Raw genomic sequence first — 12574 nt, forward strand, 5'->3', positions numbered from 1 at the left:
TTGACGTTTTCACCTTATCAGCGGCAAAATATTGCAGGCATGAGAAATCTCATATAGGCAGGCGACAGATGAAAGAAGTACAGAATGAATCCTTTAAAAATCAATTGATAAAGGAGTCTGGCTATGCCGATAAATTTTCAATGGATGTGATCCGCAACACACATTTACTCCATGCCCAGGCCGGAGACTACATTGTGCGGGAGGGGACTTTACCGACCTTTCTTTTTTATTTGGTGCGCGGACGGACCAAACTTTACGTCACGTTAGCCAATGGCCGAATATCCCTGGTCGATTTCTTTAGCGCCCCCTGTTTTATAGGGGAAATAGAAGTGTTAGATGAACAGCATCCCTCTCGCGCGGTGCAGGCCATTGAAGAGTGCTGGTGTCTGGCATTGCCGGTCAAAATCTTACGCAGCGCACTGCTCAACGATACGTTATTTCTGCGCAACGTCTGCCTCGGGCTGGTTGGCAAGAATCACCGCAATATTGTTACGTCGACGCGTAACCAGGCCTATCCGCTGCTCAATCGCCTGGCAGCTTTTATTTTGCTGACCGAGCACGATGCGCACTACAAAGAAAAGCATACGCAGGTCGCGGAGTATCTTGGCGTAACCTATCGCCACCTGCTGTACGTGATTGCGCAGCTGTGCGCTCAGGGAATATTGCTCAAACTCAATACCGGCTATGCGATAAGTAATAAAAAAGCGCTAACGGCGCTGGCGCGCGAGATGGACCCCAATACGACAGCTGCCGGCAGTGAGTGAGGCTCGCGCCGCGCTAGCCGCCCGAAGGCGGAAGCAGCAAACGGAGCCAGCCTGCGGGACGGGAAGCAGGCCGCCCGCGACAGGTATGAAACCAAACTGGATAGCCTGAGGGTGGATCTCGCAGGGGTCGGCAGTTGCCTTCCATCGAGTGAAGCCGTTCCACGCAACGCAGTGGCTGATTATCGGTCAGGATCCGTTCTTCATCTGCTTCTACGCGACCCGAAGAGGCTCGTCGCCCGGCAGCGGCAGCGAATTTATTTTTTTGCACAAAGTCGACTCTTCTGCTACCCAAAAAATGAGCTGTCATAATTTTGAAATAATAATGAAATATATCCGTCATGCATTCGTCATAAATAACTGGCAGATTAGTAGTGGGAATTTGTTGCCAGATTACAAGCCGTAAATATATGTCTGGATCAACATGTTAACTTCGTGTATTAATTATGATGAATTTATTGCACGGGAAGCGTGACTATGACCACAGTGGTTTTGAACGTAAAAATTGATGCAGAATTAAAAGAGAAGCTGCGTCACTATGCGGAAGTAAATAACGAAAATCTGGGTACTGCGACGGAGAAACTGCTGCTACTCGCTTTTCAAATAGCGGATTCAGCGGACGAGGCGGGGGTTTCGGAAGAGGACATTGACAGCCAGCATACCGAAGAGGAAGCAACCCCATTAACCCCTAAAGAAATCAAAGCATTAAGAAAGATTCTGAAGAAGAGAAAATGAAACAACAACTCTCTACAGCCAGCAGCTACAGCGAAGCCTGCGACATGTTACGTTCAGGGTATGTGAAGCACGTTCGCCTGAACTGGAATATCGGCAGCGATGAGTTCTTTCGCATTGCGTCCGACTGGTGTGAAACCGGGGCAAAAATAAAAAAAGATGACGATGGTTTTATTATCTCGTTAAAAAGTTTTCCCATTCCGCGCCAGCATTAATGAAATGCGGTTGATTTTGTCATTCCGCTGACATATTGCGATGACAAGATGAACTGCAATTTTATAAAAACATCTCATATCCGTCATGGACGATGATTTTTGACGGGCTGAACCCAGCCCGTCGATATTTTATTATATTATTTTTCGCGCCCGCGTATTTTCACTCTGCTGTGCAAGACTATGCCACAGCGGCTGTAGCGTAGTGAAGGCGCTGCGCAGCGCCTCATCCTCCAGCGTAAACGGCAGCCGCAGATAGCGATCGAAAGCCCCTGCGAGGCCAAAGCGCGTCCCGGTTCCGATATGAATACCGCGGCTTTCTGCCCGCGCGGAAAGTATCGTCGCCAGCATCCCCGGTAGTTCAACCCAAAAAGAGAGTCCGCCCTCCGGCGGCGTAAAGTGCCAGTGGGGAAAATATTCAGCCATTAATTTACCGCACATATCCCGGCGGGCGGCCAGCATTGCCCGACGCGGCGGCAGCAGCTGTTTTTCATTTTCCAGCAGCCAGCAGCAGGCCAGCTGTTCGAGCAGAGGCGATCCGAGGTCAAGGGAGTCGCGGGCCTGGACGAGCGAGGCGATGGTTCGGGACGACGCGCGGATCCAGCCAATGCGCAGCCCGCCCCAGAAGCTTTTGCCGGCAGAGCCGATGGTGATAACCGGCGCCTCGGGATTGAAGGCCGCCAGCGGCGGAGGCGGCGGGGCGTTGTACCATAAATCAACCATTGTCTCATCGACCACCAGCGTGGTGCGCGTATGGGCCGCAATATCAGCCACCCGCTGTCGCGTGGCGCTATCCATGCAGCGGCCGGTGGGATTGTGAAAGTCCGGCATCAGCCAGGCCAGGCGCGGGGCGGTTTGCGCAATGGTTGCCGCCAGGCCGTCGCAGTCCCAGCCCTGGGCGGGCAGCGCCACGCCAACCGGCCGGCAGGAGGCTCCCTGAATCGCGCTGATCGCCATGGGGTAGGTTGGGGCATCGACCACCACGCGGTCGCCGGGTCCGGTCATTAAGCGCAGCACCAGCGCCAGGCCGCTAAGCGCGCCGTTAACAATCATCACTTCATCAGCCTGGGTCGCTAAACCGCGATCGCAGTAGCGGCGGGCTATCGCCTCGCGCAGCGTCGCAAGCCCCTGCTGATCGTAGCCGGTGCTGGTCAGATGCTGAGGCATCACGCCCAGCGCGTGATGGTAGGCCTGATGGATTTCCGGCCCGGCGCTGAGGGCGGCGGTGGCCAGGTTCACCGACGTGGCGCTGGCGGCCTGTTCCACCGTTCCAGCCTGGCGCTGGGGCAGGGCGATGCGCGAGCCGCTGCCCTGGCGGCTGTAAAGATACCCCTCTTCCCGCAGCTGGCCGAGTGCGCTGGCGATGGTCGTGCGGCTAACGCTCAGCGCCGTCGCCAGCTCGCGCTCGCCGGGCAGGCGCGTTTCCAGCGTCAGGCGGCCGTCAAGGATCAGTAGCCTCAGGGCTTCTGCCAGCTGGCGCCAGAGCGGGGTGCGGGAGGCGGACTCCTGCCAGTTTCCCAGCAGGCGCACCAAAGATTGCGTACCAAATCGACGAGAAGCCATAGCGATCCACTTTTGTAAAACTGGCCATTAATTATCAATCCATTTTTGCCGATGATGGAGAGGTCCGCAATCATCCAGAGGTAAAAAATGTTACGTCGTCTACTGCAGCTCTATATCGGCCTTGTTCTGTACGGCGTGTCGACTGCGCTCTTTGTGCACGCTAACCTCGGAGCCGACCCGTGGGATGTTTTTCATCTCGGCATGGGTAAACAGTTTGGTCTGGATTTTGGCACGGTCATGATCCTGACCGGCGCGGCGGTCCTGCTGCTGTGGATCCCCCTGCGCCAGATGCCCGGGCTGGGCACCATCAGCAATGTGATCGTGCTGGGCCTGGCGGCAAATGCGACCCTGGCCGTTTTGCCGCCGCTTGAATCGGTGGTGGCGCGCAGCCTGCTGCTGGTCGGCGCGGTGGTCCTCAACGCCCTGGCAACCGGTATGTATATTGGCGCCGGATTTGGCCCCGGGCCGCGCGACGGCCTGATGACCGGACTCCATGCCCGTACCGGCTGGTCGCTGCGCGGGATCCGCACCGCCATCGAGGTATCGGTCCTGCTGATTGGCTGGATGGCCGGCGGCACCTTTGGCGTCGGCACCGTGCTGTATGCGCTGACCATCGGGCCGCTTATTCAGCTCTGTTTGCCCTGGTTCCGCCAGCCCGTCGCTGCGCAGCCCGTTAACGCCGGTCGCGAAGCCGCATCCTGATTTTATGCCGTCTTCGGCGATGAGAACTAAACTTAACGCTGCAGATGCGGCCGGGTTCGCCGGCTGCGCTGCTCACTTCGGAGATAATGCTCATGAAGTACGTTGATGGTTTTGTCGTTGCCGTGCCCGCGGAGAATAAGGAGGCATACCGCGAGATGGCAGCGAAGGCCGCGTCACTGTTCAGAGAGTTTGGCGCGCTGCGCGTTGTGGAGTGCTGGGCGGACGACGTGCCGCAAGGCAAGTACACCGACTTTCGGATGGCGGTAAAAGCCGAGGACGATGAAGAGGTGGTATTCAGCTGGATCGAATATCCGTCGAAAGAGGCGAGGGATAGCGCCAACGCAAAACTGATGACGGACCCGCGGATGAAGGCGCTGGGAGAGGGAATGCCCTTTGACGGCCAGCGCATGATCTTTGGCGGCTTCGCGCCGCTACTCGATGAATAATCTGCCAGCAGCACCATCCCCGCCGGCCCGCCGGTTTCGGGGATGGTGTTAGCCAGCTACGCGGCGTTCACGTTCTCTTCAGGTTATTTTCCGCCCACAGAATAAATTCCTCTTTCGGCAGCGCTTTGCTGTACAGCCAGCCCTGGGCGTATATCACGCCGTGATCGCGCAGCCAGTCGCGCTGGCGTTCGGTTTCCACGCCTTCCGCAACCGTCGCCAGGTCGAGCGCCTTTGCCATCTCGATGATGTGCGGCGTCAGCGGTTTATACTCCAGCGTATCAACAAACGATTTATCGATTTTTAGGGTATCGACGTCCAGCCGCTGCAGATAGCTCAGGCTGGAGTAGCCGGTGCCGAAATCATCGATGGAGATGCGGTGCCCTGCCTGACGGTAGCTGGCGATCACCGGCAGCGTGGTTTGCGGGTCAACGAAGCCGCGCTCGGTAATCTCCAGAATGATCTGCTGCGCGGCGATATTCCAGTGCTGAAGCTGTTCGCGCAGAAGTATCGGCAGCTGTGGCGAGCGCAAATCATCAACTGACAGATTAATCGAAATATGGACCTCCGGGCGCCGCTGTAGCCAGGGGCCGAGGTCGGCAAAAATGGTTCGCACGAGATCTTCGGTTAAGCGGGTAATAAGCCCGGTTTGTTCGGCGAGCGGGATAAAAATATCCGGCGACAGAAAGCTGCCGTCGGGCTGCTTCCAGCGCGCCAGCGCTTCCGCCCCCGCGATTTTGCCACTCTGCAGCGAAACAACCGGCTGATAGTAGACCTGGATGGCGTTGGAGTTGAGGGCATCCAGCATCGCATAGCGCGGCGAGCGCAGCCGACGCAGCAGCCGCAGAATTAAAAATGAGGCCAGCAGGCTGGTAAACAAGCCGATGGGCACCCACAGCAGCAGCTGATGCCGCCATCGCTCCTGCAGCGGCAGGGTCGAAGACCAGGTCGCAATCCCGAGGCCCAGCTCCGGGATGCGGCGAATGCGGAAAACGGTATTGTCGAGGGTCAGCGTTTTGGCATTCTGGTTTTTGATTTTCTCCCAGATAAGCGGATCGATCTTTTCGCTACTGACGATCGCCCGTTCGCGCCGGGTGCCAAACAGAACGGTGTGGATCTCATCCGGGCCCAGCTGGACGACGTCGATAAACGATGCGGGATCTATCATCACCATGTGGTTATCGCTGCCCAGGGCCGTCATTCGGCGCTGCAAGCCGAGATCGTTGAGGGTTGTCAGCCAGGCGCGGTAGCCGTCGGAGGTGATGCTATCGGGCTCGGGAAATTTGACGGGCGCGCTGCGGTCTTCAAGCGAAGAGCACTGCGGGACTGAATCATGCAGCCACAGCACTTCCTGCACGTAGCGATGGGTATAGGCAATGCGCCGCATCGCCTGTAAATGCTGTGGGCTACACGGGGCGTAGGGAATGGCCTCCGCTTCCTGCAGGGCCTCTTTCGCCCGATCGGCAACCTGCTGAACCCGCATTAAAACGCGTTTGGAGTAGTTATCCAGTTCGCTATAAAACTGCGTTTTTGCCTGACTCGTTGCCAGCCAGATGCTCAGCCCGGTGGGTAAAATAATGGCGAGAATCAGCACCCCCGTAACCAGACTCACCAGATGTCGGGTCGTCATGAGAATATCCTTATGTCAGAGGGGGTTCGCTGAGTATACCCGATAGAGTAAAAAGGTCGCGGCGGAGGTGAATTATTATTGGATGTAAAAAATGCCCGAACCGGAAGATGCCGCCGATATCGGGCTAAGATGGACGATCCGCTGCGTTCAAAGCGTTGAACGCGCGGAAAAAACGAGGGCTGGAATGCCTTCCGCGCTAGCGTTAAGCATTCCGTAACAGCTTAATCGACGATCGTGACAGCGAGATGTTGCGCATCATGAAGGTCTAGTGGGCGTCCGGGGCGGCAATATCGGCGCTGATGCGCAGGTCATTTTCATCAAAGACCATACAGAAGCCGTCGTCGAAGGCGACGTCGATTTTCTGCCACGGGCGGAAGTGCACGTCGCCGGGGAGCAGGATTTTGACATTATCGTGACCGTAGCACTGGCCGAACAGATAGGTGTTGTTCCCCAGACGTTCAACGACTTCACACTGGAAGCCGACGACCGTCCCGCTGCGAACGTCGGTCGACAGATGCTCAGGGCGGATCCCTAACGTGACGCTATCGCCGGGCCGTACCGGGGCGGTGGTGATATTCAGCGTCAGGTGATGATCCTGCGCCATCTTCACGCTGAGCTGGCCCGGCTGCCATGCGGTGACCGTTGCGGGCAGGAAGTTCATCTTCGGCGAGCCGATAAACCCGGCAACGAATTTATTGACCGGGTTGTAGTACAGCGACATCGGCGAGCCCATCTGCTCAACCTTGCCGTAGTTCATCACCACGATCTTATCGGCAAGGGTCATGGCTTCAACCTGATCGTGGGTGACATACACCATCGTAGTTTTGAGCTCATGGTGCAGTTTGGCGATATGCAGACGCATCTCGACGCGCAGCTCGGCGTCGAGGTTAGAGAGCGGTTCATCGAACATGAACACCCGCGGATTGCGCACGATGGCGCGGCCGATCGCCACGCGCTGGCGCTGGCCGCCGGAGAGCTGTTTGGGCTTGCGGTCCAGCAGATGCGAGAGCTGCAGGGTTTTCGCCACCATTTCAACCTGACGGCGGATCTCGTCTTTCGGCACCTTATTGACCTTCAGGCCGTAGCCCATGTTTTCCGCGACCGTCATATGCGGATAGAGCGCATAGGACTGGAATACCATCGCCACGCCGCGGTGGGCGGGAACAACGTCATTCATCACCTCATCGCCAATCAGCACCTCACCATCGCTGACCTCTTCAAGACCGGCAATCATTCGCAGCAGGGTTGACTTTCCGCAGCCGGAAGGCCCAACGAAAACCGCAAATTCACCATCTTCGATATCAAGATTAACCTGATGCAGCGTCACGGTACTGCCAAACCGTTTGGTGACATTCCTCAGTCGTATATTGGACATCAACGTTCCCCGGGGTTAGTAGTCGTTATTTGCCGTTGGGATTAGGGTTTCAGCGGGTTTTTGTATTACGTGTAACAACTCGTCTGACCGATGATCAACAGCACTGAAATCATGCTGTGACTATAACTTCCAGTATTTTTGCGCCCTACACCGATGTTTCATTTCTGCAAGCACGATCACACAACTGGTAGCTTCATATGGTTTTATCCGCCTTCAAAGCGTAGCGTATAACAAATCACGAAAGTTGGGTTTTAGCGTTATAAAACACCGTAAAGTGCCTGATGTAAACATCGACAAACGTCGAATGGCTTAATAAAAACCAATAAATTGTTATACCTTCACATGAGGTTGATAATGAAAAAGAACACTCTTGCCGTACTTATCCTCACGACGCTGGCTGCCGGACAGCTGGTTAGCCTGCAGGCGCAGGCCGCCGGCCAGCTTAACGTCTGGGAAGACATCAAAAAATCCGACGGCATCAAAGCCGCGGTGAGCGATTTTGAAAAACAGTACGACGTGAAGGTCAGCGTGCAGGAAATGCCCTACGCGCAGCAGCTGGAAAAGCTGCGTCTCGATGGCCCGGCGGGTATTGGCCCTGACGTACTGGTTATCCCCAACGACCAGCTGGGCGGAGCGGTGGTTCAGGGGCTGCTGTCGCCGCTGAAGCTGGAGCAGGCGAAACAAGAGGCGTTTACGCCGGCATCGATCGGCGCTTTCCGCCTCGATAATGCGCTCTACGGCGTGCCGAAAGCCGTAGAAACGCTGGTGCTGATCTATAACAAAGACCTGATCGACAAGCCGCTGGATAGCCTGCAGGCGTGGTATGACTTCTCGAAGGCGCAGCGTGCGCAGAACAAATACGGCCTGCTGGCGAAGTTTGACCAGATTTACTACAGCTGGGGGGCGATTGGCCCGATGGGCGGCTATATCTTTGGCAAAAACGCCAACGGCGGCTTTAACCCGCAGGACGTCGGTTTGAATAAACCGGGGGCCGTCGAGGCGGTGACCTTCCTGAAAAAATTCTACAGCGATAACGTCTTCCCGGCGGGGATCCTTGGCGATAACGGCCTGAACGCGATCGACTCGCTGTTTACCGAGAAAAAAGCGGCGGCGGTGATCAACGGCCCGTGGGCCTTCCAGCCGTACGAAGCGGCGGGGATCAACTACGGCGTCGTACCGCTGCCGACGCTGCCGGACGGTAAGCCAATGAGCTCTTTCCTCGGCGTGAAAGGCTACGTGGTGTCGACCTGGAGCAAAGACAAAGCGCTGGCGCAGCAGTTTATTGAGTTTATCAATCAGCCGCAGTACGCGAAGGCCCGCTACGTCGCCACCGGTGAAATCCCGGCGCTGAAGGCGATGATTGACGACCCGTTAATCAAAAATGATGAGAAGGCCAGCGCGGTGGCGGTGCAGTCGGCGCGCGCGACGGCGATGCCGGGGATCCCGGAGATGGGCGAGGTTTGGGGGCCGGCTAACGCCGCGCTGGAGCTGAGTCTGACCGGTAAGCAAGCGCCGCAGGCGGCGCTCGATAACGCGGAAAAACAGATCAAAATGCAAATTGAAGCGATGCAGGCCAGTAACCAGTAATTGCGATGTTCGCCACTCTGCAGGCGACGCGTAGGCTGGCGACGTTGATTCGCGCTGTAACGCAGCGCGAACGATCAGGGTATCGCTGTAACAGAACGGGCGGGGAACCTCCCGTTTTCAGAAGGAGTCGTGTGTGATTATCAATCCCAGCGAAAATATTGCCGCAGCGCGCGGCGCGGGACGCCATGCGTGGTGCGGCCTGCTGCTGGCTGTGGTGCCGGGTTTTGGCCAGTTTTATCATCGTCAGTGGCTGAAGGGGCTGGTTTTCCTCGTGCTGCTGAGCAGTTTTATGAGCGTTTTTTACGACTTCCTGCATCAGGGGCTGTGGGGGCTGTACACCCTCGGTGAAGAGGTGCCGCGAGACAACTCTATTTTCCTGCTGGCGGAAGGGATAATCAGCGTACTGATCGTCGCTTTTGGCGTGCTGGTCTACTCTCTCTCGCTGCGCGATGCCTGGGTTAACGGCAAAAAGCGCGATGAGGGCGTGGCGCTAAACAGCGTTCGCAAGCAGTACCAGATGCTGCTCAAAGACGGCTTCCCGTATCTGATGATTACCCCCGGCTTCATTCTGCTGGTATTTGTCGTGATCTTCCCGATTTTGTTCGGTTTCGCGATTGCGTTTACCAACTACAACCTCTACCACACGCCGCCGGCGAAGCTGGTGGACTGGGTGGGATTAAAGAACTTTATTAATATCTTTACCCTCTCTATCTGGCGCTCGACGTTCTTTGACGTCCTGCAGTGGACGGTGGTCTGGACCCTGCTGGCGACCACCCTGCAGTGTACCGTTGGCGTTTTGCTGGCGATCCTCGTCAACCAGAAAGATCTGCGCTTCAAGCCGATGATCCGCACCATTTTCATCCTGCCGTGGGCGGTGCCGGGCTTCGTCACTATTCTGGTGTTTGCAGGAATGTTTAACGACTCGTTCGGGGTGATTAACAACGCGATCCTCTCCTTCTTTGGCATTAGCCCGAAGGCGTGGCTGACCGACCCGTTCTGGACTAAAACCGCGCTGATTATGATGCAGACCTGGCTGGGCTTCCCGTTCGTATTCGCCATGACCACCGGCGTGCTGCAGGCGATCCCCGACGATCTGTATGAGGCGGCAACGATGGATGGCGCCAGCGCCTGGACCCGTCTGCGGACGATTACGCTGCCGCTGGTGCTGTACTCGATTGCGCCGATCATCATCACCCAGTACACCTTCAACTTTAACAACTTCAACATCATTTACCTGTTCAACAACGGCGGGCCTGCGGTGGCGGGGTCGAACGCCGGCGGGACGGATATCCTGGTGTCGTGGATCTACAAGCTGACGATGTCGTCTTCGCAATATGCCATTGCGGCGACCATTACCATCCTGCTGTCGATTTTTGTCGTCGGCCTGGCGCTGTGGCAGTTCCGCGCCACTAAATCCTTTAAAAATGACGAGATGGCGTAAGGGAAGCAACATGGCTAAATCACCCAGTATTAAACGCGAAAAGTGGATTCGCCTGTCGCTCACCTGGCTGGTTATCGCCGCGGTGTCGGCGATCATCATCTATCCGCTGGTCTGGACGGTTGGGGCGTCGCTGAACGCCGGCAACAGCCTGCTCAGCACCTCGATTATTCCGGAGAATCTCTCCTTCCAGCACTACGCCGATCTGTTCAACGGTAACGTGAACTATCTGACCTGGTACTGGAACTCGATGAAGATCAGCTTCATGACCATGGCGCTGACCCTCATCAGCGTCAGCTTCACCGCCTACGCCTTCTCCCGCTTTCGTTTTAAAGGACGGCAGAACGGGCTGATGCTGTTTCTGCTGCTGCAGATGATCCCCCAGTTTTCGGCGCTGATTGCGATCTTTGTCCTCTCGCAGCTGCTGGGCCTGATCAACAGCCATCTGGCGCTGGTGCTGATCTACGTTGGCGGCATGATCCCGATGAACACCTGGCTGATGAAGGGCTACCTCGACGCGATCCCCAAAGATCTGGACGAGTCGGCGCGCATGGACGGCGCCAGCAGCCTGCGGATCTTTTTCGAAATCATCATGCCGTTGTCGAAGCCGATTCTGGCGGTGGTCGCGCTGTTTTCGTTCACCGGTCCGCTGGGGGACTTCATTTTATCGAGCACTATCCTGCGCACGCCGGACAAATACACGCTGCCGATCGGCCTGTATAACCTGGTGGCGCAGAAAATGGGCGCCAGCTACACCACCTATGCGGCGGGCGCGGTGCTGATTGCGGTACCGGTAGCGATTCTCTATCTGGCATTACAAAAATACTTTGTTTCCGGCCTGACCTCTGGCAGTACAAAAGGATAACCCCATGAAAAGATTAACGCCCGCGCTGCTTGCTGTTTGTCTGGCATGCAGTTTTTCCGCCAGTTTGCATGCTGCCGATACGCTGCAAACGCGCTCTTTTAACACTATGCCCGCCGACTTTATCAAAGGCGCGGATATTTCCACCCTGCTGGATGCCGAAAAGCATGGGGCAAAGTTTTATAACCACAGCAACCAGCTGCAGGACCCCATCGCGATCCTCAAGGCCGACGGCGTTAACTACGTGCGCTTGCGGCTGTGGGTTGACCCGAAAGATGCGCAGGGCCAGGCCTACGGCGGCGGCGATAACGATCTGGCGGCAACGCTGGCGCTGGCTAAGCGGGCAAAAGCGCAGGGTATGAAGCTGCTGCTCGACTTCCACTACAGCGATTTCTGGACCGACCCGGGCAAGCAGTTCAAGCCGAAAGCCTGGGAAAAGATGGATTATCCGCAGCTGAAAACCACTATCCACGACTATACCCGCGATACCATCGCCCGCTTTAAGCAGGAGGGCGTGCTGCCGGATATGGTGCAGATTGGCAATGAAATTAACGGCGGTATGCTGTGGCCGGAAGGCAAAAGCTGGGGGCAGGGCGGCGGCGAGTTTGACCGACTGGCCGGCCTGCTGAACGCCGCCATCGATGGTCTGAAGGAGAATCTGAAGGGCGGCGAGCAGGTCAAAATCATGCTCCATCTGGCTGAAGGCACCAAAAACGATACCTTCCGCTGGTGGTTTGACGAAATCAGCAAGCGCAACGTGCCGTACGACATCATTGGCCTGTCGATGTACACCTACTGGAATGGTCCGATTAGCGCGCTGAAGGCCAATATGGACGATATCAGCAGACGCTATAACAAAGACGTTATCGTGGTGGAGGCCGCTTACGCCTATACCCTGGAGAATTGCGACAGTGCCGAAAATAGTTTCCAGGCCAAAGAGGAAAAAGACGGCGGCTATCCGGCAACGGTGCAGGGACAATATAATTACGTTCACGATTTAATGCAGGCCGTTGCCGATGTTCCCGACCATCGCGGAAAGGGCATATTTTATTGGGAGCCCACGTGGATTGCCGTGCCGGGAAATACCTGGGCCACGCCGGCGGGAATGAAATATATTCATGATGAGTGGAAGCAGGGCAATGCCCGTGAAAACCAGGCGCTATTTGATTGCCAGGGTAAAGTATTACCGTCGATGAAAGTCTTTAATTAATATCCCCGAGACGTATTGAGCTTCGCAGGCGCCGGCGGCATTTGGCTACCCCGATATGG

Annotated in this window: 12 protein-coding genes; 9 read left to right on the forward strand and 3 right to left on the reverse strand. The window is 56.4% G+C overall.

All coding sequences use genetic code 11. The features are described from left to right. Positions 1-68: 68 nt before the first annotated feature. The 3 genes from yeiL (at position 69) to EDF75_RS00745 (ending at position 1708) form a co-directional block, all read left to right on the forward strand. Positions 69-764 carry a transcriptional regulator YeiL gene (gene yeiL, locus EDF75_RS00735; RefSeq protein ID WP_133596441.1) on the forward strand — a complete coding sequence of 232 codons (696 nt, stop codon included), beginning with the start codon at positions 69-71 and terminating at the stop codon, positions 762-764. Between the two features lie 474 nt (positions 765-1238). Continuing rightward, the gene (locus EDF75_RS00740) at positions 1239-1496 is read left to right on the forward strand and encodes a hypothetical protein (RefSeq protein ID WP_045854235.1); all 258 of its coding nucleotides are present in this window, start codon (positions 1239-1241) and stop codon (positions 1494-1496) included. Next, the gene (locus EDF75_RS00745; protein WP_045854236.1) at positions 1493-1708 is read left to right on the forward strand and encodes a hypothetical protein; all 216 of its coding nucleotides are present in this window, start codon (positions 1493-1495) and stop codon (positions 1706-1708) included. The genes EDF75_RS00740 and EDF75_RS00745 overlap by 4 nt, the downstream gene beginning before the upstream one ends. A 132-nt stretch (positions 1709-1840) precedes the next feature. Here the strand turns inward: EDF75_RS00745 and yczR are convergent, their stop codons facing one another. Beyond that, the gene (yczR, locus tag EDF75_RS00750; RefSeq protein WP_133596442.1) at positions 1841-3268 is read right to left on the reverse strand and encodes a MocR-like transcription factor YczR; all 1428 of its coding nucleotides are present in this window, start codon (positions 3266-3268) and stop codon (positions 1841-1843) included. A gap of 87 nt (positions 3269-3355) precedes the next feature. On the opposite strand from yczR, the gene yczE reads away from it, so the two are divergent. Together yczE and EDF75_RS00760 are read left to right on the forward strand one after the other, a co-directional pair. Then, the gene (gene yczE, locus EDF75_RS00755; protein WP_133596443.1) at positions 3356-3970 is read left to right on the forward strand and encodes a membrane protein YczE; all 615 of its coding nucleotides are present in this window, start codon (positions 3356-3358) and stop codon (positions 3968-3970) included. 92 nt (positions 3971-4062) lie between these two features. Continuing rightward, the gene (locus tag EDF75_RS00760) at positions 4063-4416 is read left to right on the forward strand and encodes a DUF1428 domain-containing protein (RefSeq protein WP_045855408.1); all 354 of its coding nucleotides are present in this window, start codon (positions 4063-4065) and stop codon (positions 4414-4416) included. 67 nt (positions 4417-4483) lie between these two features. Here the strand turns inward: EDF75_RS00760 and EDF75_RS00765 are convergent, their stop codons facing one another. After that, positions 4484-6043, reverse strand: coding sequence for an EAL domain-containing protein (locus EDF75_RS00765; RefSeq protein ID WP_133596444.1), 1560 nt, complete (start codon positions 6041-6043; stop codon positions 4484-4486). Positions 6044-6308: 265 nt separating this feature from the next. After that, entirely contained in the window at positions 6309-7418 is a 1110-nt protein-coding gene (locus tag EDF75_RS00770) for an ABC transporter ATP-binding protein (protein WP_133596445.1), read from the reverse strand. Between the two features lie 354 nt (positions 7419-7772). Between EDF75_RS00770 and EDF75_RS00775 the strand changes: the two genes are divergently transcribed. The 4 genes from EDF75_RS00775 (at position 7773) to EDF75_RS00790 (ending at position 12515) form a co-directional block, all read left to right on the forward strand. Next, a complete protein-coding gene (locus EDF75_RS00775; protein ID WP_133596446.1) occupies positions 7773-9005 on the forward strand; it encodes an extracellular solute-binding protein in 1233 nt (410 codons plus the stop codon). 133 nt (positions 9006-9138) lie between these two features. Further along, entirely contained in the window at positions 9139-10446 is a 1308-nt protein-coding gene (locus EDF75_RS00780) for a carbohydrate ABC transporter permease (RefSeq protein ID WP_045854241.1), read from the forward strand. Between the two features lie 10 nt (positions 10447-10456). Then, the gene (locus EDF75_RS00785) at positions 10457-11308 is read left to right on the forward strand and encodes a sugar ABC transporter permease (protein ID WP_041144345.1); all 852 of its coding nucleotides are present in this window, start codon (positions 10457-10459) and stop codon (positions 11306-11308) included. 4 nt (positions 11309-11312) lie between these two features. Next, the gene (locus tag EDF75_RS00790; protein WP_133596447.1) at positions 11313-12515 is read left to right on the forward strand and encodes a glycoside hydrolase family 53 protein; all 1203 of its coding nucleotides are present in this window, start codon (positions 11313-11315) and stop codon (positions 12513-12515) included. The last annotated feature ends 59 nt before the right edge of the window (positions 12516-12574 follow it).

It is taken from the genome of Klebsiella sp. BIGb0149 (assembly GCF_004362605.1).
GTDB classification, from domain to species: domain Bacteria; phylum Pseudomonadota; class Gammaproteobacteria; order Enterobacterales; family Enterobacteriaceae; genus Klebsiella; species Klebsiella terrigena.